Genomic DNA, 21,475 nt, shown 5'->3' on the forward strand with positions numbered 1-21,475 from the left:
ATCCACCTGCACCCATGCGTTTCATTGACTCCCATACCGGCGGCGAGCCGACCCGCATTCTGATCTCCGGCGGCCCCGATCTGGGTCAGGGCAGCATGGCCGAGCGCCTGGTCAAGTTCCGCGCGCAGCATGAGCAATGGCGCAGCGCGCTGGTGAATGAGCCGCGCGGCTCCGAAGTGCTGGTGGGCGCGCTCTTGTGCGAGCCGGTCGACCCGACCAACGCCTGCGGCGTGATCTTCTTCAACAACGTGGGCACCCTGGGCATGTGTGGCCACGGCACGATAGGCCTGATCGCCACTTTGGCCTATCTGGGCCGCATCAACGCAGGCGAACATCGCATCGAAACGCCGGTCGGCCTCGTCACCGCCACGCTGGCCGCAGACGGCAGCGTCAGCGTCGCCAATGTGCCGTCCTATCGCCACGCCACTCAAGTGGCCTTGAACGTGCCCGGCCATGGTCTGCTGCACGGTGATGTGGCCTGGGGCGGCAACTGGTTTTTTCTCTGCGCCGACCACGGCCTGAATTTGAACCTCGCCAATGCGCAAGCCTTGACAGACTTGTCCTGGCGCATCCGCCAAGCCTTGCAAACACAAGGCATCAGCGGCGCGGACGACCAGGAGATCGACCATATCGAGCTGACCGGCCCGGCCCAAGACCCCGCCAATCATGGCCGCAACTTTGTGCTCTGCCCCGGCAAAGCCTATGACCGCTCGCCCTGCGGCACTGGCACCAGCGCCAAGCTGGCTTGCCTGGCCGCAGACGGCAAACTGGCGCCCGGCCAGACTTGGCGCCAAGAAAGCGTCATCGGCAGCGTTTTTGAAGCGGACTATCGATCGGGGGCGGCGGAGCAAATCCTGCCGCGCATCCAGGGCCGCGCCTTTGTCAATCTGGATGCGTGCTTGGTATTCCAGGCCGGCGACCCTTTCGCCTGGGGCATCTCGGTTTGAAGCAAAGCCGCAGCGCCGATGTGCTGATCGTCGGCGCCGGCATCATTGGCGCGGCCTGTGCGCGAGCCTACGCGCGCCAAGGCCTGTCGGTCTGCGTGATCGAGCCGGGAGCGGTCGGCGGCGGCGCGACCGCTGCGGCGATGGGTCATTTGCTGGTGGTTGACGACGAGGCTGGCGGCGCTGATGCCGAATTTCAGCTGACCCGGCGCAGCCAACAGCTTTGGCAGCAATGGCTGGAAGAGAACCCCGAGCACCCGGCGCAGGCCGAGCACCAGGCCTGCGGCACGCTGTGGATAGCCGCCGATGCAGAGGAGCTGGCCCTGGCCGAGCGCAAGCAAGCCTGGTTTTGTGCGCATGGTTTGGCCGCCGAGATGCTGAGCGCCGCCGATTTGGCCCGCGCCGAACCGATGTTGCGCCCAGGCTTGGCCGGGGCCTTGCGCGTACCCGGCGACGCCCGCGTCTACCCGCCCAAGGTCGCAGCGCGCTGGCTGGCCGAAGCGCGCGCTGAACTGATCGAGGGTCAGGTCTTGTCATTTGAGGGCAGCAGCGTCTTGCTGGCCGACGGCCGGCGCCTTTGGGGCGCGTTGACCGTGCTGTGCGCAGGCCTAGCCACTCAAGCATGGTTGCCTCCCGGCTGGCTGATTCCCAAAAAGGGACAGCTCGCGATTACCCAGCGTTATCCCGGACTGCTCAGCCATCAGTTGGTGGAGCTGGGCTATATCAAAAAAGCCCATCTGACCGACCAGGACACGGTCTCCTTCAACGTACAGCCACGCCCCGGCGGCCAGTTGCTGATTGGCTCCTCGCGCCAGATCGGCCGCAGTGACCGCGAGCTGGACCCGGTCATTCTGCAAGAGATGCTGCGGCAGGCTTGCAGCTATGCGCCCGGGCTGCGGGATCTGAGCCTGCTGCGCTGCTGGACCGGTGTGCGCCCGGCCAGCCGCGATGGCCAACCCATCATTGGCGCACACCCAGAGTTGCCGCGCGTTTGGCTGGCGACCGGCCACGAGGGCCTTGGCATCACCACTTCGCTGGCCACAGCCGAGTTGTTGACCGAGTTGAGCCTCGGCGCTGCGCCGCTGCTGGACGCGGGTCCGTTTTCACCGAGCCGCTTTCAATGACCCAGCCGCTGCTAACCGCCCAAATCACCGTCTATATCAATGGCGAGGCCAACATGGTCCCAGCGAGTTGCAGCGTTGCTGCGGCCATCGCACGGGCGGGCTTGAGCGCCACGCGGCGCTCACAGAGCGGCCAGCCGCGCGCGGCTTTTTGCGGCATGGGCCAATGCCAGGAATGCCGCGTCAGCATCGACGGCGTGGCAAACCGGCTCGGCTGTCTAACGCCTGTCAAGGACGGCATGAAAATCATCACCGAAACATGAAAGCGCAGAGCATCCTGACTGCCGATGTGATCATGGTGGGCGCCGGCCCGGCCGGCATCGCAGCCTTGGGCCCGCTGCTTGCGGCCGGGCGAAGCGTCATCTGGGTTGACCAGGGTAGGCAGCCCGGCGGGCAGATTTGGCGCGCCGGCCTGACGCAGCCCTGGGCCAAGCAGATTGCCGTATTGTTGCCGCATTCGGGTCTGCGCAGCCTGTTTGGTCATGCGGTCATAGCCGCGCAAAGCAGCCCAGATGGCGCCTACCGCCTGCGCTTGCAAAACCTGCTGGATCCTGCTGCTGCGGCGGTCTTGGTGCAGGCCCCGCAAATGCTGCTGGCGCTCGGTGCGCGCGAACGTTTCTTGCCGTTTCCAGGCTGGACCCTGCCCGGCGTCAACGGCGCCGGAGGACTGCAGGCGCTGGTCAAAACCGGCTGGCCGGTGGCGGGCCAGCGCGTCGTCCTGGCCGGCTCTGGCCCCTTGCTACTGGCCGCCGCCGACAGCGCCCGCTTGGCCGGCGCGACTGTCAGCATGGTGGCCGAACAGGCTTCCCGCACGGCGCTGGCCGGCTTCGCCACCCGCCTGACGCGAGCCAAGCTCGGCCAAGCCGCCGGGCTGGCTTGGCGGCTGCGCGGCACGCCCTATCGCACCGGCACCTGGGTTGTACGTGCTCTAGGTCAGCAGCGGCTGGAAGGCGTCGTGTTGAGCAATGGTGCCACGCAATGGGAGCTGCCCTGCGACGCACTGGGCGTCGGGTACGGCCTGCTGCCCAATACCGAAATGGCCGAGCTGCTGGGCTGTCGCGTCGAGGCTGGCGCGATTGCCGTCGACGCAAAACTGCAAACCTCACTCAGCGACGTCTATGCCGCCGGCGAATGCACAGGCATTGGCGGCGTCGACAAGGCGCTGATCGAGGGGCAACTGGCCGCCTTGTCCATGCTTGGGCAAGAGGCCAAGCCCGCGCTGCAGCGTCGCAAGCTCCAAAGCGAGCGCTTTGCCCAAGCGCTGGTGACGGGCTTTGCGCTGCGCCCGGAGTTACTGGCCTTGGCCGACGCCAAGACCTTGGTCTGCCGCTGTGAAGATGTGCCCTTGGGTGCTTTGAAAGCTCAGCGCAGTTGGCGCGATGCCAAGCTGCAAACGCGCTGCGGCATGGGCGCCTGCCAAGGGCGCATCTGCGGCCCCATCACCCAGACCTTGCTCGGCTGGCCGGCGGCGCAGTCGGGCCGCGGCGTGCGTGCGCCTTTGCAGCCAACGCCGTTGAGCTGCCTGTTGGACGATTAGGCAGGCGTCATCACGGCGTCATCAAGCTAGACGCTAATGGACGGCCGCCTAAGGCCGCTCGATTGGAGCGGCGCTTGCCCTTCAATAGTTCCGTGCATTTTAGCTATTATGTGGACCCCAGAACGTCACGACCGCATCATCTCGCTGTTGCATCAGCGCCAGCGCCTGACCACCGACGCGTTCGCGCTGGAGCTGGGGGTGTCCAAAGAAACGGTGCGCCGAGACCTGATCGAGTTGGAGTCCAACGGCAAACTCAAGCGCATGCATGGCGGTGCCGTGCCTTGCGCCTTGCCGGCCGAGAACCTGGCCGAGGCCAGCTACCTGGAGCGGGCGCGCCAATTTCAGGCCGAGAAGCGCGCCATCGCGCGCCATGCCGCCGCCCTGATCGAGCCGCGCAGCGCCGTTTTCATAGACGCCGGGTCCAGCACGCACGCCTTGGCTCAGGCTTTGTTGAACAACAAAGGCCTGCGTGTCATTACCAATTCGGTCGACGTGGCCAGGACCTTGGCGGCCAGCACTGATGTCGAAGTGCACCTGCTGGGCGGCACTTTGCAAACCGATGTGCCCGCGACCAGCGGTGACTTCACCATCAGCGAGATTGCGCGCTTTCACGCTGACTACGCGCTGATCTCGCCGACGGCGCTGAGCCCGGAGCATGGCGCACTGAACTACGCTTGGCACGAGGCCAGTGTGGCGCGCGCGATGCTGGCTCATGCTCGCCACAACATCATGCTGGCTCATGCCAACAAACTCGGTCAGGGCTGTCGGGTCCAAATCTGCAACACGGCGGCCATCGATTCGCTGGTCACCGACAGCCTGGCCGAACCGGCGATGCTCGAGCGCCTGCGCCGCGCCGGCATCAAGCGGATCATCAGCGCGGCTGTGTAGTTGCTTGGCCTAGCGTCATCTACTGTGTGGCGATGGGCAGATTAGCGCTACGCCATTCCGGAAATCCGCCACGGAACCAATAGACCTTGCTGTAGCCGGCTTTCAAAGCAGCCTGGCTGGCCTTGAAGCTCTTCCAGCATTCGGCGCCATTGCAGGCAAACACCAGTGGCGTGGCCTTGTTGGCGGGCAGTTTGCTGATATCAAAGGAATCATCGGCGGCCTTGAAGTCGGCATCCTTGGCGCTCTTCTCGCCGTAAGGCAGCAGGCTCGCTCCGACAATATGGCCAGCCTTGAACTCCGCATCATTGCGGGTATCGAACAGCAAGGCGCCGGCCTTTTGCAACTGCGCGACGGCTGCGGCATCGACCACGGTCGCCCCCGCCAAACTACGCGGCGTGAAATAGCCCAAAGTTGCCACGTAGTCAAAATCTTTGGCCACCAAGGGCTGCAGCTTTTGTGCACCAAAGATGCCCGGAATCGTCGCCAAATTCTTACTCAGAGCCACCCGCAAAGCATCCGGCGTCAGCGTCGAGGCGGGTTTCAGAGCAACGCCCAGCCCCGGCACGGCCTTGCTCTGCATCACGACCTTGAGCGGCTCACCGGCGGCCACCCAACGATCAAACACCGAGCGCTCCACCGCCACCACATCGCAGCGTTTGATCTGCAGGCAAATCAACAATGCGTCCTGATAGCGGCTCTCCACCACGCTGCTGAAATGCCGCTTGACCGTCGTATTGGCCGCATTGAGTTCGCCGCGCAAAAGATAGGTCACCACGCTGTCCTGCTGGGGTAGCCCCAAGCGCTTGCCGGCTGCACTTTCAAGGTTGCTGACCTGGCTGCTATTGAATGCGACCAAGACAGCTTGTACAGGCTTTTCAACGCTGGCGACCGGCACATAGCCATAGCGCATCGCGCTGCCGATCACATGAGCCGGCGCCACGAAAACATCGAATAAACGGGCTCGGGTGGCTGACAAATCGGCCGCGACATCGGTAGAAGGGGTGACCCTCGGTGCAGCACCGCGCTCGGAGCGAAGCGATTGTTCAACTGTCGTTTTCCAGGCACTGAAGGTGGCGAAGCGCGATTGTTCCGCCTCATCACCCGGATTGATCAACACCGAGTAGGACTCAGTCGCTGCACCTGCGGCCAAACCGGCCGCCATTGACGCCGCCGCAGTCAAGCCCAAAACCGCCGCAATCAGGCACCGCTGTGCCCGTTTGCCTAACAAGGCAAACGGTTCGCCTTGGCTTGTTGCGCCCGCAAAATGTTTCATGGCAGCCAGTCTAGGCCATAGGCAGGGCCTTGCACAAATGCTGCCTCGCCTCCTTGCAAAGGAGGCGGAGCAGCTGATAGCTGGCCTGAGCGGCTAGATACTGTCCTTGGGCTTGGCGCAGCCGGGCTTGCAGACCACCTCGGTGCGACCCAGTACGCGCTTAGATTGCAGGTTATTGGGTGTGCGGTGCTTGCCGCATTTGAAACAGGAGCGAGTGTGGCCACTACCCAAAAAAGGTGATCCGCCTAACTTTGACTCATAGCGCAGACCGTTATCGCTGACGCTGGTGTAGGTGTCTTTACTCATTGTTGTCACTCCTAAGTCTTGCCGACCCATGGCGCGAGGGGCGCGACGGACCCGATATGCATTGACTGCTCCCATCCCTCAACACAATAGTAGGCGGCAGATATGGCAATTGACTACCTCGCTTGCCCCATGTTTTGTCACAATTCGGGTAAGTCATACCGCCTATTTAGGGGATTACTGCGGCGGATCGAGTGAGTGGTGACTCAATTCCGAAGATTACGCATGTACAAGCACAATAGCCCGCTACCCATTTCCACCGCACTGAGACCCTAGACCTCCGCATGGCCAAGCTATTTTTCCGTTATGCCGCGATGAACGCCGGCAAGTCCACCGCGCTACTCCAGGTTGCCCACAACTACGAAGAGCGCGGCCACAGCGTGCGCTTGTTCACCGCCCGGGTCGACGACCGCTACGGCGGTGGCCACATCACTTCACGGCTGGGTCCGCAGCGCGAAGCGGAATTGTTTGGGCCGGAGACCGACTTCTTGGCGCTGAATGCGGCGCAGCCGGGCATGGCCTGCCTGCTGATCGACGAGGCTCAGTTCCTCAACAAGACGCAGGTCTGGGCTCTGCATGAACTGGCACACATCCAAAACCTGCCGGTCATTTGCTATGGCCTGCGTACCGATTTTCAGGGTGAGCTATTCCCTGGCTCGGCCAGTCTGCTGGCCTTGGCCGATGAGATGGACGAGATGAAAACCATTTGCGACTGTGGCCGCAAGGCAACAATGAATATGCGTGTCGACGCCAACAACCGCAAGGTCACCGTCGGCGACCAGGTCGAAATTGGCGGAAATGCCCGTTACCGAGCCGTCTGCGGGCGCTGCTTCAGGCAAATTTAACTGTTGAACACGGCCTCGATGGGCCGTTTTGTTCAAGATTCAAGCCATCACGGCTTGGTCAGCAACTCATCCAGCTCCTTGCAGGTGGGGGAGCACACCGGTTGAGATTTGCCCAAAAGCTTCTTGGACTTGAGCATCGCGCGCGGGCGATGCTTGCCGCACAAAAAGCACGACATGGTTGCGGCACCAAAGGATGAGGTCGCCGCAAATGGCGAACCCGGTGCTTTTGAGCGGTAGCGCAGTCCATCAGCTTCGATGGTGGTTTTAGTACTGTCCTTGGCCACGTCGGTCCTGATAGTGAGTTAGAAAGTGCCTGGCTGAATCGCCCACCCCGATTTTCCTCGATCCGGTTGGGCAGATTTGGCAGACCCTGTATTTTCCACTATCTGGAGGCCGATCTCGAAGACAGTTCGTTCCCTGCCCCCTCAGAGCGAGGGAGGGGATTCCCTAGTTGCGCCAAATTCAGTTTAAAACTCGGCCCAAAGGATCGCTGCGCTACTCATCCGCCGATAAAGTGCGGCACTCTTTTTTCCTGCCAAGCGGATACACCTTCGGCTAAATCCAAGGAAAGATTGACATGCGCGATATCGGCTTGCAAGGTCGTCGCATCCAGCGCGCCTCGCGCAATCGCATTCAAATGCTTTTTCATCCCCAACAGGGCCAGCGGCGCCATCGCTAACAAATCCGCCACCAAGGCCTCAGTCGCTACATCCAGCTCCGTGCCGCCCGCCAGCAGTTGATCAAGAAATCCGCAGCTCAGCATTTGCTTGGCATCCAGCGTGGCACCTGCCAGCAAGACCCGTTTGGCCCATTGCAGGCCAAGGCGGCTGACATAGCGCTGCAAGCCGCCTTGATAGAAATGCAGGCCCAGTCGCGCCGCCGGCACAAACATTTCGCAGGCGGCCACGCCCAAGCGGAAATCGCATGCCAGCGCCAGATCGGTCGCGCCGCCGTAGAGCCCACCCTGAATCCTGGCCACCGTGATGGGCCGCGCAGCTTCCCAGTCGTCCGCCAAGGCCTCGAACAAGGCGCCTGCATTCACGCCGGGTACGGCGGCAATATTGAAACCACTGCAGAAATAGCGCCCTTCGCCGCTCAGGACCAGAACCCGCACCGCGCTCAAATGATTGACCTGATCCACCTGCGCGCGCAGGGTGCGCAGATCCTCGATCTCCAAGCGATTGGCCAAGCGCGGCCGGCGCAGCGTGATGCGCGCCATGTGGCCGTCAATTTGCAGCAGTGGAGCGAGACCGTTCATGAAAATTAGAGGCGCAATGATCCTGTCAGTCTAGGGCAAACCAGCATGCGGTCCGGGGCCTGGCTCAAACAAAGCGCCTGCGCAGGCCCAGCGCCAAGGCAGCAAATGCCGCCTCGAACAGCAGCGCCAGAGCGGCCGCCGGCAAGGCGCCGGCCAACAAGAGCTCATGGTCATTCAGCGCCAGACCGGTGACGATGCGCTCACCCAAGCCTCCGGCGCCGATGAAGGCGGCAATCGTCGCGGTGCCGACCGCGATACTGGTGGCCGTGCGCACGCCGGCCAGCACCAGCGGCAAGGCCAGCGGCAACTCGATCAGGCGCAGGCTTTGCCAAGGCGTCAGGCCCAGCGCCATGCCGGCCTGCTTCAGGCCCACCGGCACCTCGGCCAAGCCGGTGCAGGTATTGCGCGTGATGGGCAGCAGCGCATAGAGCGTCAGCGCCAGCAGCGCCGGCAGACTGCCGATCCGGTCTACCCAGGAGATCAAGGCGGCCAGCAGCGCCAGCGAGGGCACCGTTTGCAAGAGGCCGCAAGCACCCAGCAGCAAGCCACGCAGACGCGCATGCGGCGCTACCAGCAAGGCCAGCGGCAAGCCAATGGCGGTCGCCAGGCCGACCGAAGACAAAACCAGGCTCAGATGCTGCAAGCTCAGCCGTAGCAAGTCGGGACCAAACAGCTTTAACCAGAAGTCCGCCTTGGCCGGCTCGCTTGCTCGCTTGTTTTGGGGCCGCAAATGTTCACTGGCGATCAACTCGAAGCTTTTGCCCTGCAGTTCGGCCTTGGCATTCATGTCAATCATGGCCCCCTCGTCGATGCTACCGGCCAGGCCTTGCAGCGCCGCCCAGGCGGCGGGGAAGCGCTGCGGCACATCGAGCCGGTACAAAACGACCGCGTCATAACGCGGGAAATGCGCTGCATCATCTTGCAACACCCGCAGGCCCAGATGGGCGATCTTGGCGTCGGTGGTGTAGATATCGATCACATCGGTCTGCCCGGCACTCAAGGCCTCATAGGCCAGGCCATGGTCCAGGCCGCTCGGTTGCTGCGGCAGGCGATAGCGTTTGGCCAGGCCGGGCCAGCCATCGGCCCGCCCGATGAACTCATTGCTCAGCCCCAGGCGCAAGTTCGCATGGCCGGCCAGATCAGATAGTTTGCTGATGCCCAGCGCCTGCGCCTTGTCGGCGCGCATGGCCAAGGCATAGCCATCATTGAAGCCCAGGGCGATGTCAACACCCAGACCCAGCGGCTGCAGTTGCGCACGCATGGCCGCCAAGCTTGACGGCGTTTTGTTCTTGAGGATTTCCTGGTCTATGGTGCCGGCGTATTCCGGGTAGAGATCAATGCTGCCGGCTTGCAGCGCGGCGTAGACAATGGCCGTGTTGCCCAGGCCGGCCAGGACTTCAACTTTGGCTGCCTTGTCGCTACGCTGCGCGGTTTGCGCCAGCACATGGGCCAGGATATAGGACTCGGTGAAGCGCTTGGAGCCAACGCGCAAAACATCGTCGGCGCCCCAGGACAGCGCGCTGGCGAGCAGCAGACAAATCGTCAAAAACGCATTCTTAAGTTTCATGCCGGGCCCGATCCAAGCAGTTGCTGCAGCTTGCTCAGGCCGCGCGGCGTGATGCGCAAGGCGCGGCTATCAAGTTCGCCCACGACCCAGCCCTGCTCGGTGAGCAGAGCAAGCCAGGCCGCACCCAAGGCCCCACCCAGATGCGGGCTGCGCACGCTCCAGTCCATGCAGGCGCAGGCCAGGCGTCGCCTTGTTGACCGTGCGGCCGCCACATCCAGGCCCAGTGCGGCAAACCCTGCAGCACCCGTCTCGCTGAGCGTGTAAGCGCGCGGCAGCGCTGCGTCGACCACCAGCCAGGCGCGACGCAAAGCATGGTCATGCAAGCGCACGGCCCAGTCACCGGCCAGATGGTCATAACAGCGACGCGCCTCTCGCATGCCAGGCGGCGTACTCGGCTCAAATGTCTTCAATCCCTTGCTGATGCTGCGCCCCGCCAGCACCAACATCGCCTCCAGCGCTGCCCCGACCTCGCCGCCGGCCAGCTTGTAATAGCGATGGCGCCCCTGCGATTGACACTCGATCAAGCCGGCGCTGCTCAAGCGCGCCAGATGTGCACTGGCGGTCGAAGCGCCGACCTCACCCACTGCCGCTAACTCGGTGGCCGTACGGGCATGGCCGTCCATCAAGCAGCACAGCATGCGCGCCCGCGTCGGTTCGGCCATGCTTTGGGCCAGCTCGGCCAAGGCCATGTCGGCAAAGTTGTGCTTGTCATCCATGCTTCGATGCTAAACGAAGCATTGCAAGAGCAGGGCAAAGATACTGGCGCCATGAGCTGCCCCTACCAAACCCCTACCCTCACCCCTTCCCCTGCTTTGACCGTGTTGAGCATCGCCGCATCGCCCGATGCGGCCGCACTGCAATCCTTCTACAAGGAGCTCAACCAGCGATCCAGCTTGCAATTCGACGCAAGCTCGAATTGCTGGCTTGCCGCGGGCTCAGCACTGGCGCAAGCCGCGTTGCAGCACCCAGATTTGGCTGTACGCCCGCCCGACCAAGCTGTTCCAACGGGGCTGCAAGGCCGGCCTTTTGGCACCGTCTTTGCCCGCTGGCTGCGCATGCGCGATGACGCCCCGCGCGAGGCCGAAAAGCAAGCCCTTCAATCGGCGCTAGCAAGCATCGATCCAGCCACGCTGCAGCAAGTTGCCGCGCGCCAAGCGGACTTGGCCTTGCAGGCGGGCTGGAGCCACTGGCAATGGGCCAGTATTCCCTGCACGGTGGCCCATCTGCTTGGCTTGAAAATGCTGGAAGTGGCCGACCAGCAAACACTGCTGACGCAGCTGGCGGCCATGGCGCTGGCCTTGAAGCCGCAGGCGGAACTCACAGCACTGAATGGTGGCGACCGCGCCGTGACTGAACTGATGGCAGCGCTTGATCTCGCCCCTGATGCCCCGCTGAGGCAGGCCTTGCGAACCCAAGCAGGGTTGCTGGGTCCTGGAAATTCAACTGATGGGTGGCAAGCGCAGGCGCTGGCCTTGCTGTGGCAAGGCTACGAGGCCGGCGCCGGCCTGCTCGGCCAAGCGCTGCTGGCGCCGCATCACTCAAGCGCCTCGGCGCCAGCAGATTTGGCCGGCTGCGCCGCCTTGCTGGATGAAATCGGCCGGCAGCCGGGTGTCATTCATCACACACGCCGCTGGGCCCTGCGCGACTGCGAGTTGGCGGGCCAGGCATTGCGCAAGGGAGATGCCGTGCTGGTGATCCTGGCCGGCGGAGTTGCCTCACAAGCAGAGCCTTTGGGCTTCGGCAGCGGCCGCCATCGCTGCCCCGGCATTGCGCTGACTCGGAACGCCGGCGCGATGGCTTTGTGGCGCGCCACGCAGCAAGTCACCCTGCAACAGTCACCACGGTGCACAGGCTTTCAAGCGCTGGCCAATGCCCGCATTCCCATCTTTGACAGCGCCATGTTGAACAATAAACACCCCGAGCTGAACGCCTCATGATTGCCGTTATTTTCGAAGTCTTGCCCCATCCCGAGCACTATCAAAAGTATTTGGACCTCGCTGCCGAGCTGCGCCCCTTGCTGGCGCAAATCGACGGTTTCCTCAGCATCGAACGCTTCAGCAGCCTGAGTGAGCCGGGCAAGCTGCTGTCACTGTCTTTTTGGCGCGACGAAGCGGCCGTGGCCGCCTGGCGCAATCTGGAACAACACCGCAGCACGCAAGCCTTGGGGCGCAGCCAAGTGTTCGCAGACTATCGCCTGCGCGTCGCCGCGGTGCAGCGAGACTACGGTCTGCTGGAACGCGAGCAGGCCCCGCTGGACAGTCAGCAAGCCCATCCCGCAGCGCCCACCTGATACGCTCTGCGCCCAGGAGGATCTGCAATGCGACTCAAATTGACAGTCTTGCTGGCACTGAGCTGGCCGGTTTTCGCGACGGCGGCAGACGCGGTCGGCGAGGTCGATACCGTTTTCAAATTCATCGGGCCGGATCACAAAATCGTCGTCGACGCGCATGACGACCCCAAGGTCAGCGGCGTCACCTGCTACGTGTCGCGCGCCAAGACCGGCGGCATCAAAGGCGGTCTCGGCTTGGCGGAGGACAAATCCGAGGCCTCGATAGCCTGCCGCCAGACCGGCCCTATAGGCTTCGCCAAGCCGCTGCCTCAGCAAGAAGAGGTCTTCAATGAACGGACCTCGCTGATTTTCAAGAAGCTGCGCATCGTGCGCATGGTCGACGCCAAACGCAACACGCTGGTCTATCTGACCTACTCCGACCGAGTGATCGAGGGCTCGCCGCAGAACAGCATCAGCGCTGTGCCGGTAGATCGCGGCACGCCGATTCCTGTCAAGTAGCAGCCCGCACTTGTAAGCGGGCCGCGCTTACTCTACGCTGCAGGCTGCGCCGGCACGCGCCTTGTTGGGCTCCGGCACTGGATTTGTCCAAGCATCCCTGTTCAAGGAGCGTGTCATGCCCAGTCCCAGCAGTCCTCATGAGGAAAGCGGCATTCCCGGCTTAGCGTCAATTCGCACGCTGGCCTTGGTCGGGCCGGCCGGCGCGGGCAAGACCAGTTTGCTAGAGGCCCTGCTGCTGCAGGCCGGCAGCATCAATCAAGCCGGCAGCATTGAGCGCGGCACGACCGTCAGCGACTACGACCCGCTCGAGCGCAAGCTGCAACATTCACTGCATACCGCGCTGGTGCATATGGCCCACGGCGGCCTGCGCATTCACGCGATCGACACGCCCGGCGCGGCCGACTTCATCGGCCAATCGCTGCCCGCCTTGGAGGCGGCAGACACGGCGGTGGTCGTCATCAACGCCCAAAACGGTATCGAGATGATGGCCTCCAAAATGCTGGAGACGGCTGCCCGGCGTGGCCTGTGCCGGCTGATCGTGATCAACAAGATCGACGCGGCCGAGCTTGATTTGCCCGGCTTGCTGGCCCAATTGCGCGAAGTCTTCGGGCGTGAATGTCTGCCGCTCAATCTGCCCAGCGCCGGCGCCAGCCGGGTGCTGGACTGTTTCTACAACGTCACGGGCCAGACCGATTTTTCCTCGGTCGGGATTGCCCACCAGGCGCTGGTCGAGCAGGTGGTGGAAGTGGACGCAGCTTTTGTGGAACGTTACTTGAACGAAGGCGATGTCGATCCGCGCGAGTTGCATGGGCCACTGGAGCAGGCACTGCGCGAGGGCCATTTGATCCCGGTCTGCTTCACCTCAGCACGCAGCGGGGCCGGCGTGGCCGAGTTGCTGGACGTGATTGAGCGCCTGCTGCCTAACCCGGCCGAAGGCAATCCACCGCAGTTTTTGCGCGCCATTGGCGCTGACACCGCCGAGCCCTTGCTGGCAAGACCTGAGCCCAGCGCGCATGTGCTGGCCCATGTCTTCAAGGTGGAGACCGACCCCTATTTGGGCAAGCTGGGCATTTTGCGGGTTCACCAAGGTACGCTGACGCGCAATAGCCAGCTCTTCGTGGGCCATAGCCGCAAGCCCTTTCGCGTCGGCCACTTGTTCATGCTGCAGGGCAATAAGCACATCGAAGTGGAACAGGCCTTGCCGGGTGAACTGTGTGCGATTGCCAAGGTGGACGAGCTGCACTACGACGCTGTGCTGCACGATGCACCCGAGGACGAGCATATCTTTTTAACGCCGTTGGACTTCCCGGTGCCCGTGCATGGCCTGGCCATCAGCCCGGCCCGTCACGGTGATGAACAAAAGCTCTGGGAGTTGCTCAACCGACTGGTGGACGAAGACCCTTGCCTGAAAGTGGAGCACAGCGGCCAGACCAATGAGACCGTCGTCTACGGACTGGGAGAGTTGCACCTGCGTATATTGCTGGAGCGGCTGCGCGAAAGCTATAAATTCGAAGTCTTGACCCAAACGCCCAAGGTCGCCTACCGCGAAACGATCTCGGCGGCCGCCGAGGGCCATTACCGCCACAAAAAGCAAAGCGGCGGGGCCGGCCAGTTCGGCGAAGTCTATTTGCGCGTCGAACCGCTGGCGCGCGGGGCTGGCTTTGAGTTTGTCGACGCGGTCAAGGGCGGCACCATCCCGGGCCAATACATGCCGGCGGTCGAGAAAGGCGTGCGCTCCGCGCTGGAAAGCGGTGTGGTGGCGGGCTACGCCTTGGTCGATCTGCGCGTGACCGTGTTTGACGGCAAGCATCACGCCGTCGACAGCAAGGAAATTGCCTTCGTCACCGCCGGCCGGCGCGCCTTGATCGCGGCTGTGCGCGAGGCGCGCCCGCTGGTGTTGGAACCGATGGTGCAAATCGAAATCAGCGCGCCCGCCGCGGCGACTGGCGATATCACCGGCGACCTTGCCGCGCGGCGGGGCCAGGTCAACGGCACCAGCACCGCGGTGCCCGGCACCATCATCGTGCAAGGGCTGGCGCCGCTGGCCGAGCTATCGAGCTACCAAACTCGCCTCAACGCCTTGACCAGCGGCCAAGGGCGTTACACCTTGCTGCTGTCGCACTATGACCCGGTGCCTCCCAACACGCAGTCGCAACTGATGGCGGCGCACAAGGCCAACGACGAAGTGGACTGACAGCAGGGCTGGCCCAGGCGGCCCCTTGATGATCAATCCTTTATCAATATCGCGCTCAGCAGCTTGGCTGGCGAACTCCGTTTCACTGTGAGTGAGAAACATTGAGCGGCTCAAAGCTGAGCAAGAGTCAGCATCTTTCGCGGCTGAATTGCGCTGCCGCAAGGGCTGCGAGCAACGAAGCTTTATCATACGCAAATGTCATCCGCCCCTGTGGACGTCGCCCAAGTCCGATTGGACAACGCGATGCTCCTGTTCGAAGAGTTCGTTACCGCCGCCGTCAAACACCCCGATGCAGCCGCTTTGCGCGGGCTGGAGCGGCGTTTTGCCGAGCGCCTGCAGATTCAGCCCAGCTATTGGAGCCAGATCAAGAGCCGCTCGCGGCAAATTGGCGAGCGCTTGGCGCGGCAGTTCGAACAGCTGTTCCACAAGCCCGCCGGCTGGATGGACCGGCCGCAGCACAGCAAGGCAGCAGCAGCGCCGGTGCAGGACAGCAACCCTAGCGTCCCGCAAGATGATGACGAGCGCTTTATCGTCGGCTTGGTGCTGACCTATTACCGTCGCCATCCGCAGCGTGCACGTACGCGCCTGTTGGATCTGCTCGGTGAGGTGTTGACACCGCCGCCGGCCACGCCGCTTGCCTCCACACCTCGGTCGACGCCGGCGGCGGCCGCGCAACTCCCAGCGGCAAGGCCTAGCCCGGCGGCGGCTTCCGCGCAGGGAGGTGCCGCGGAACTGGACGAGTGGCGGCGTATCCAGCAAGGCATCGCGCCGCTGAAACCCAAGAAGCGCTGAACTTCCCCCCTAGTTTCATAATCAAAAAAGATACAAAACACTTGCGCAAGATAAACAATCGTTTATCATTTGCACAAGTCGCGGCGTTATGCGTTGCGGCGATGAGCAACCCAACAACGCCCAACTCAACCCTTTAACGGGCGCACCCCGCCCCACTGACGCTTCAAGCGCTCAGCAAGGCCGGCCCTGCACCCAAGCCACTCGGCCCCGCCGACAACTTCGCCAGCCGCAGCCCATTGCTCGATCAGCAGCACCGATCGGGGAGCCGCTGCATTTTCCAAAGCTGCCCAGAGCGACGCTCAGCGGCTTGCCTTCAGCGATTGATTTATGCCGCAGCGGCCCAGCAGCGCCGCCGCATGCCCGAAAAATTTTTTGCGAGTTCACTCGCGAAGGAAGATTGCATATGACCCAGTTCACCAGCCCCCGCCCGCTCAACTTGAAGCTGCGCAAACCGCGCAATCCGCTGGTTGCCCATGCGCTGATGCGCCAGGCCGGCAAGCACGGCCACTTCAACACCGGCAGCAGCCAGCGCCAAACAGCGCGCCGCGAATTGCACAAACAAACCCTGGAAATGACGCTGCCAGACAGCAGCGCCTGAACCGATCGGCCCCGATTCGGGCCGACAAGGAGACACATCATGAGATTGACAGAATTGCGCGGCCCCGACGCAAGCGCGGCCGACTACGAATGGACTCACGAGGCCTGGCGATTGCGCCTGGCCCTTGCACTGCGCTGTGGCAGTGCCTTGCTGGCCCGTTTGGCCCAGCGCTTGACGCCGCAGCGGCGTAAGCAGCGCAAGCCCGAGTTGGAGTTCTACGCCGAGGCCGGCGCCCCCGAGGGTGCTTTGTATGCCGACGGTCGCCGCATTGGCACTTTGTCGGGCATCACCCGGCTATAAAGCCCGCAATACCGGCCCAGACGACTTGAAACCAGTTGTCTGGGTCGGTGTTTTGCCACGGCAAGCCCGCTCTTTTCGCCTCTTTTCTGGGCACCGGACAGAAATAGACGCTATACGATCAGGCATCACTCCAGCAAGTAGCCATGCCCGCGACCACACCCCTCTCCGCCCTGCGCCAAGCCCCGCCGGACTTGGCCGCTTGGACGGCCTTGTTCTGCAATGCCGAAATCCCGGTACTGGCCGAGACGGCCGAGTCGCTGGAGCTCTTGCGCAGCAATGAAGACGCGGTTGACGCCAACAGTTTGGGCGAGATGATCGCCACCGACCCTTTGATGACGCTGAAGGTTTTGGCCTACGCCGCCAGCCATCGCTCCAGCCGCTTGCTGACCGACGCCGAAACCGTCACCGCTGCCTTGGTCTTGATGGGCATCACGCCCTTCTTCCGTGAGTTCGGCCCGCAGCCGACCGTGGAGGACAGGCTGGCTGCTCAACCTCATGCCTTAGACGGGCTCCAGCGCGTCTTGCACCGTGCCGAGCGGGCAGCACGCTACGCGCTGTGCTTCGCCATCCATAGACGCGACCCGGATGCGGCTGTCATCCACAGTGCCGCTCTACTGCACGACTTCGCTGAAATGCTGCTCTGGGTCAATGCGCCGGAACTGGCTCAGCAGATCCGGGACAAGCAAACCGCCGACCGTCATTTGCGCAGCTCGGCCGTGCAACGCGAGGTCTTGCACATTGAATTGAGCGATCTGGAGCAGGCGCTGATGCAGGCCTGGCACCTGCCGGAACTGCTGCAGCACATCACCAATGACAAACGCGCCAATGACCCGCAAGTGCAATGTGTCAAATTGGCGATTCGGCTCGCGCGCCACACCGCCGACGACTGGGATGACGAGGCCGTACCCGATGATTTGCTGGACATCGCCAAGCTGCTCAACCTGAGCCAAGAGGCGACGCTCAAACTTCTGCACGAGTTTGACTGAGTGAGCGCCTGAGATGGCCGGGCCGACCCAAGATTTCTGGCAGCAACGCTTCGTCAGCGGACAAATCCCTTGGGACCGAGGTGAAGCGCATCCACAGCTCCGCCAGTGGCTTGAACAAGGTTTGATCGCAGCGGGGCTCGAGCTCGTGGTGCCAGGCTGCGGCCGCGGCCATGAACTGCTGCTCCTCGCCAAGGCTGGCGTTCGGGTGCGAGGGCTTGACTATTCACCGGCTGCAGTTGCCTTGGCCCGCACACAACTCGCGACAGAGGGTGCGAGTGATTTGGCCCAAGTGGAAGAGGCCGATGTCCTGCTCTGGCAGTCCAGTGAAGCGCTGGACGCCGTCTATGAGCAGACCTGCTTGTGCGCCTTGCACCCCGACCACTGGCGCCGATATGCCGACCAGCTACACGCATGGATCAAACCGGGCGGCCGACTGTTTGCGCTGCTGATGCAGGCCCGGCGCGACAGCGCGGCCTTAGGTAGCGTAGAAGGGCCACCCTACCATTGCGACATTCAAGCCGTGCGGGCCTTGTTCCCAGCCGAGCGCTGGGACTGGCCGACTCCGCCCTACCCTGCACATGGGCATGCCCAAGGCTGGTCGGAATTGGCTGTGGTGCTGGTTCGGCGTTGAAGTGGTGTGCCGAGCGCTAAACCGGCACGGCCGTGGTGTTCTTCAGCCGGTCCAGCACGAAACTCGTTTTGCAATCCTGCACGCTCGGGTGTTTGAGCAGCGTTTCGGTAATGAACCGGGCGTAATGCGCCATGTCCTGCACCAGCACGCGCAGTAAATAGTCCATATCGCCGGTCAGCGCCGCACATTCCACCACCTCAGGCCAGGCCTGCACAGCTACCCGGAATAGCTCCATTGGATTGCGCTGGTGGCTTTCGGTGTGCTTTTCAAGCCGCACATTGATGTAGGCGGTCAACCCCAGCCCAACCTTCTCGGGCGGCACCAGGGCCACATAAGCCGCAATCGCACCCGACTCCTCAAGGCGTCTTACGCGCCGCAACACCGCTGACGCAGACAAGCTGACCTGCGCCGCCAAGGCGTCATAGGTCACGCGGCCGTCGATCTGCAACGCCCTCAAAATGCGTCTATCAATCGTATCGAGCTGTGCATCAATTCCCATCATTGAAATTCTCGCAGGAATCCTGCGCGTGCGCACAAGCTTGCGCCAGAGTTCGCATGAATCCTGCGCCTCAAACAACCTAAAGTCTTGACCCATCGCAAGACTCTTTTTTGGAGACAAGATATGGCATTCACTCCCTGGGAAAACCCAATGGGCACCGCTGGCTTCGAGTTCATTGAATTCGCTGCCCCCGATCCGGCCGAACTCGGCAAGCTGTTCCTGACCATGGGCTTCACCGCCGTGGCCAAGCACCGCCACAAAAACGTCACCCTGTATCGCCAAGGCGGCGTCAACTTCCTGATCAATGCCGAACTTGACTCCTTCGCCCAGCGCTTTGCGCGCTTGCACGGCCCGTCGATCTGCGCGATTGGCTTTCGCGTCCACGACGCCGCGCACGCCTACCAACGAGCCTTGGAATTGGGCGCCTGGGGCTTTGACAACAAGGCCGGCCCGATGGAGCTCAACATCCCGGCCATCAAGGGCATCGGCGATTCGTTGATCTATTTTGTCGACCGCTGGCAAGGCAAGAACGGTGCTGCTGCCGGCGACATCGGCAATATCAGCATTTACGACGTCGACTTCGTACCCTTGCTGGATGCGCAGGGTTTGCCGGTTCCGTCCAACCCGGTCGGCTTGGGTCTGACGTATATCGACCACCTGACACATAACGTCTTCCGTGGTCGCATGAAGGAGTGGGCTGATTTTTATGAGCGCTTCTTCAACTTCCGTGAAGTGCGCTACTTCGACATCGAAGGCAAGCTGACCGGCCTCAAGAGCAAGGCCATGACCAGTCCCTGCGGCAACATCCGCATCCCAATCAACGAAAGCAGCGACGACAAGAGTCAAATCGCCGAATACCTGGACATCTACCATGGCGAAGGCATCCAGCACGTGGCCATGGGCACCGACGACGTGTACAAAACCGTCGAGCGCATGCGCAATTCCGGTGTCGACTTCCAAGACACCATCAACACCTATTTCGACTTGATCGACAAGCGTCTGCCCGGCCATGGCGAGAACGTTGAAGAGCTGCGCCGTCTGCGCATCTTGATCGACGGCGCCGCCCATCTGGATGCACCGAACGAATTGCTGTTGCAGATCTTTACCAAGGAAGTGATTGGTCCGATCTTCTTTGAGATCATCCAACGCAAAGGCAATGAAGGCTTTGGCGAAGGCAACTTCAAGGCGCTGTTTGAGAGCATCGAGCTCGATCAAATCCGCCGTGGCGTTTTGAAGGACGAATCCGCCGCCTAAAACACGGCCGGTAGACCGACCAAATACAGTAGAAAGAGGGAGCCCTGAAGCAAAACGGTTTCAGGGCTCTTCTTTTGCCAATCGTTGCTGCAAATCTGCAAATATTCGAGCATCAAACAGCATGGACAAATGACCGCAGCCGGCCACTTCGATCGCCCGACCGCCGGGCAGTACAGCGGTCAAGGCTGGACAAACGACCTGATCAAAATAGCTGAAGTAACAAGTGAACAGCGCGGCCAGCTCTGGCTTCTCGTCCCGCGCGAGAGCGCCGAGCCATTCACTGCCGCACCGCATTTGCCTTGCATTGACTGCAGGCGAGAACCGCGCCATCAAGGTACCGGCATGCGGTGACCCCAAAGTCATGACACTTGCCACCCGGGTCGGGCCATGCGTCGAAACTCCATACCTGCGCAGCCATGCGCGCACGGCCAAGCCGCCCATACTGTGCGCCACGATGACCGGCGGTAAACCGCCCATGCGCGTCAAAGCTTGTACGCTCGCCTCAATCTGTTCGACATACGCGTCTATAGACCCAAAAGCTGGTTCCATGGTCAAAGCCACTGATGGCGTCCCCTGCCCGCGTAAACGTTTCATCCAAGGATTCCACAGACCTCGATTGCAAGTGAATCCGTGTACCAGCAACACGCCGCGTTCGGAGGATGAGGCTGGCAAGTAATCTGGCCAACGATTCTCCGCAAAAGGTTGTTGCCAAGAAAAGACTTGTTCGCAACTCAGCCACTCACGCAAACTGGCACTCGCCAGCTGAAGGGGGCGAAATTTACCCTCGCGACCATTGATTCGCGAAATGGCAGCAAAGCTCAAAAAAATTGGTAACCCGCCGGACCCAAAGACGAACGCGACCAGCAAGAAGCCTGCCGTTAGATTGCCACTGCGCCCAGCCCAGAGCAGAGCAAGCGCGCACAGCAAAATCTTCATGGCAATCAAGCCGCGTTGGATCCAAGCGTTCATCAACTCAGTGTAGTGGCAGCACAATGAAGGCATTGACACCAAACTACATGTCATGACTTCAGCGCACGCCGAACAAATATTGAACTATTTACGCCAAGTTGACACCCAGCGCTTGCACCGTGAACAACAACCTGGGCTATTGGGAAAGGTCCAAGCACTGAAACGCTATCAGCAACAGCGCTTTGCCCACACCTATGCAGACCTGCTGATCTCAAGTCGGTACCGGGGAGCGGCCGAGTTCTTTTTGCAAGAGCTCTACGGCCCCGGAGACTACACCCGCCGCGATGCTCAGTTCGCGCGCGTAGTCCCTGCCTTGGTCAAACTCTTTCCTGCCGAAGTTGTCGAAACCGTGTTGCGACTGGCCAGATTGCACGCAATCTCGGAACGGCTGGACACTTTGATGGCTGAACAGCTAACTTCTGAGCACATCGATGCTCAAAGCTATAAGCGGGCTTGGCAAGCCTGCCATGAAGCAGAGTCTCGCTTGCTGCAAGTTACCTTGACGGTAGCCGTCGGCGAATCGTTGGAGGGACTCACTCGCAAACCACTGCTTAGACAGGCACTGAGAATGATGCGCGGCCCGGCGACTGCAGCCGGCATGGCGGAGTTGCAAAGTTTTTTAGAGTCAGGCTTCGACACCTTTCGGGCAATGAAAGGTGCGGCAGAATTCCTTCAAACGGTGCGGGCACGCGAGACACAATTTGCCGAGAGCATGATTGGCGATACTC

General features: G+C 62.0%; 25 protein-coding genes. 17 read left to right on the top strand and 8 right to left on the bottom strand.

Features of this window, described 5'->3' with window-relative positions; all coding sequences use genetic code 11:
- Positions 1-14 precede the first annotated feature (14 nt).
- From LNV09_RS23435 to LNV09_RS23455, 5 genes are all read left to right on the top strand, one after another.
- Positions 15-947 carry a proline racemase family protein gene (locus LNV09_RS23435; RefSeq protein WP_263559483.1) on the top strand — a complete coding sequence of 311 codons (933 nt, stop codon included), beginning with the start codon at positions 15-17 and terminating at the stop codon, positions 945-947.
- The gene (locus LNV09_RS23440) at positions 944-2,068 is read left to right on the top strand and encodes an NAD(P)/FAD-dependent oxidoreductase (protein WP_263559484.1); all 1,125 of its coding nucleotides are present in this window, start codon (positions 944-946) and stop codon (positions 2,066-2,068) included. The genes LNV09_RS23435 and LNV09_RS23440 overlap by 4 nt, the downstream gene beginning before the upstream one ends.
- The gene (locus LNV09_RS23445; protein WP_263559485.1) at positions 2,065-2,328 is read left to right on the top strand and encodes a (2Fe-2S)-binding protein; all 264 of its coding nucleotides are present in this window, start codon (positions 2,065-2,067) and stop codon (positions 2,326-2,328) included. The genes LNV09_RS23440 and LNV09_RS23445 overlap by 4 nt, the downstream gene beginning before the upstream one ends.
- Positions 2,325-3,602, top strand: a complete 1,278-nt coding sequence (locus LNV09_RS23450) for an NAD(P)/FAD-dependent oxidoreductase (protein ID WP_263559486.1) — start codon at positions 2,325-2,327, stop codon at positions 3,600-3,602. The genes LNV09_RS23445 and LNV09_RS23450 overlap by 4 nt, the downstream gene beginning before the upstream one ends.
- Before the next feature lie 108 nt (positions 3,603-3,710).
- Positions 3,711-4,490 (top strand): DeoR/GlpR family DNA-binding transcription regulator, encoded by a 780-nt coding sequence (locus LNV09_RS23455; protein ID WP_263559487.1) that lies wholly within the window; start codon positions 3,711-3,713, stop codon positions 4,488-4,490.
- Between the two features lie 19 nt (positions 4,491-4,509).
- Here LNV09_RS23455 and LNV09_RS23460 read toward each other — a convergent pair whose 3' ends face one another.
- Positions 4,510-5,763: a rhodanese-like domain-containing protein gene (locus LNV09_RS23460; RefSeq protein WP_263559488.1), complete on the bottom strand. Its 1,254-nt coding sequence runs from the start codon at positions 5,761-5,763 to the stop codon at positions 4,510-4,512.
- A gap of 93 nt (positions 5,764-5,856) precedes the next feature.
- Positions 5,857-6,069, bottom strand: coding sequence for a hypothetical protein (locus tag LNV09_RS23465; protein ID WP_263535755.1), 213 nt, complete (start codon positions 6,067-6,069; stop codon positions 5,857-5,859).
- A gap of 281 nt (positions 6,070-6,350) precedes the next feature.
- On the opposite strand from LNV09_RS23465, the gene LNV09_RS23470 reads away from it, so the two are divergent.
- Entirely contained in the window at positions 6,351-6,911 is a 561-nt protein-coding gene (locus tag LNV09_RS23470) for a thymidine kinase (RefSeq protein ID WP_263559489.1), read from the top strand.
- 47 nt (positions 6,912-6,958) lie between these two features.
- Here LNV09_RS23470 and LNV09_RS23475 read toward each other — a convergent pair whose 3' ends face one another.
- From LNV09_RS23475 to LNV09_RS23490, 4 genes are all read right to left on the bottom strand, one after another.
- On the bottom strand, positions 6,959-7,195 hold the full coding sequence (locus LNV09_RS23475; protein ID WP_263535753.1) for a hypothetical protein: 237 nt from the start codon (positions 7,193-7,195) through the stop codon (positions 6,959-6,961).
- 215 nt (positions 7,196-7,410) lie between these two features.
- Positions 7,411-8,169, bottom strand: a complete 759-nt coding sequence (locus LNV09_RS23480) for an enoyl-CoA hydratase/isomerase family protein (protein ID WP_263559490.1) — start codon at positions 8,167-8,169, stop codon at positions 7,411-7,413.
- 64 nt (positions 8,170-8,233) lie between these two features.
- Positions 8,234-9,736 carry a glycine betaine ABC transporter substrate-binding protein gene (locus LNV09_RS23485; RefSeq protein ID WP_263559491.1) on the bottom strand — a complete coding sequence of 501 codons (1,503 nt, stop codon included), beginning with the start codon at positions 9,734-9,736 and terminating at the stop codon, positions 8,234-8,236.
- Positions 9,733-10,452 (bottom strand): ArsR/SmtB family transcription factor, encoded by a 720-nt coding sequence (locus LNV09_RS23490; protein ID WP_263559492.1) that lies wholly within the window; start codon positions 10,450-10,452, stop codon positions 9,733-9,735. Before LNV09_RS23490 ends, LNV09_RS23485 begins: the two co-directional genes overlap by 4 nt.
- Positions 10,453-10,503: 51 nt before the next feature.
- On the opposite strand from LNV09_RS23490, the gene LNV09_RS23495 reads away from it, so the two are divergent.
- The 9 genes from LNV09_RS23495 to LNV09_RS23535 all read left to right on the top strand — a co-directional run bounded on the left by LNV09_RS23495 (position 10,504) and on the right by LNV09_RS23535 (position 18,025).
- Complete coding sequence (locus LNV09_RS23495; RefSeq protein ID WP_263559493.1) at positions 10,504-11,673, top strand: cytochrome P450 family protein; 1,170 nt, start codon at positions 10,504-10,506, stop codon at positions 11,671-11,673.
- Entirely contained in the window at positions 11,670-12,026 is a 357-nt protein-coding gene (locus LNV09_RS23500) for an antibiotic biosynthesis monooxygenase family protein (protein WP_263559494.1), read from the top strand. The genes LNV09_RS23495 and LNV09_RS23500 overlap by 4 nt, the downstream gene beginning before the upstream one ends.
- 27 nt (positions 12,027-12,053) lie before the next feature.
- A complete protein-coding gene (locus tag LNV09_RS23505; protein WP_263559495.1) occupies positions 12,054-12,524 on the top strand; it encodes a CreA family protein in 471 nt (156 codons plus the stop codon).
- Between the two features lie 115 nt (positions 12,525-12,639).
- Entirely contained in the window at positions 12,640-14,718 is a 2,079-nt protein-coding gene (gene fusA / locus LNV09_RS23510; RefSeq protein WP_263559496.1) for an elongation factor G, read from the top strand.
- Positions 14,719-14,913: 195 nt separating this feature from the next.
- The gene (locus LNV09_RS23515; RefSeq protein ID WP_263559497.1) at positions 14,914-15,510 is read left to right on the top strand and encodes a hypothetical protein; all 597 of its coding nucleotides are present in this window, start codon (positions 14,914-14,916) and stop codon (positions 15,508-15,510) included.
- 403 nt (positions 15,511-15,913) lie between these two features.
- Positions 15,914-16,108 carry a hypothetical protein gene (locus LNV09_RS23520; RefSeq protein ID WP_263559498.1) on the top strand — a complete coding sequence of 65 codons (195 nt, stop codon included), beginning with the start codon at positions 15,914-15,916 and terminating at the stop codon, positions 16,106-16,108.
- A 39-nt stretch (positions 16,109-16,147) separates the two neighbouring features.
- A complete protein-coding gene (locus LNV09_RS23525) occupies positions 16,148-16,408 on the top strand; it encodes a hypothetical protein (protein ID WP_263559499.1) in 261 nt (86 codons plus the stop codon).
- Between the two features lie 143 nt (positions 16,409-16,551).
- Positions 16,552-17,394, top strand: coding sequence for an HDOD domain-containing protein (locus LNV09_RS23530; protein WP_263559500.1), 843 nt, complete (start codon positions 16,552-16,554; stop codon positions 17,392-17,394).
- A 13-nt stretch (positions 17,395-17,407) separates the two neighbouring features.
- Positions 17,408-18,025, top strand: a complete 618-nt coding sequence (locus LNV09_RS23535; RefSeq protein ID WP_263559501.1) for a methyltransferase domain-containing protein — start codon at positions 17,408-17,410, stop codon at positions 18,023-18,025.
- 16 nt (positions 18,026-18,041) lie between these two features.
- Here the strand turns inward: LNV09_RS23535 and LNV09_RS23540 are convergent, their stop codons facing one another.
- Entirely contained in the window at positions 18,042-18,527 is a 486-nt protein-coding gene (locus LNV09_RS23540) for an Lrp/AsnC family transcriptional regulator (protein WP_263559502.1), read from the bottom strand.
- Positions 18,528-18,647: 120 nt separating this feature from the next.
- On the opposite strand from LNV09_RS23540, the gene hppD reads away from it, so the two are divergent.
- Positions 18,648-19,778, top strand: a complete 1,131-nt coding sequence (gene hppD, locus LNV09_RS23545; RefSeq protein ID WP_263559503.1) for a 4-hydroxyphenylpyruvate dioxygenase — start codon at positions 18,648-18,650, stop codon at positions 19,776-19,778.
- A gap of 60 nt (positions 19,779-19,838) precedes the next feature.
- Here hppD and LNV09_RS23550 read toward each other — a convergent pair whose 3' ends face one another.
- Entirely contained in the window at positions 19,839-20,747 is a 909-nt protein-coding gene (locus LNV09_RS23550; protein ID WP_263559504.1) for an esterase/lipase family protein, read from the bottom strand.
- 52 nt (positions 20,748-20,799) lie between these two features.
- Here LNV09_RS23550 and LNV09_RS23555 point away from each other — a divergent pair.
- Positions 20,800-21,475: DUF8198 family protein (locus LNV09_RS23555; RefSeq protein WP_263559505.1), on the top strand; the 676-nt coding region annotated here is incomplete at its 3' end.

Origin of the sequence: Paucibacter sp. B2R-40 (assembly GCF_025717555.1) — a bacterium.
Taxonomy (GTDB): Bacteria; Pseudomonadota; Gammaproteobacteria; order Burkholderiales; family Burkholderiaceae_C; genus Paucibacter_A.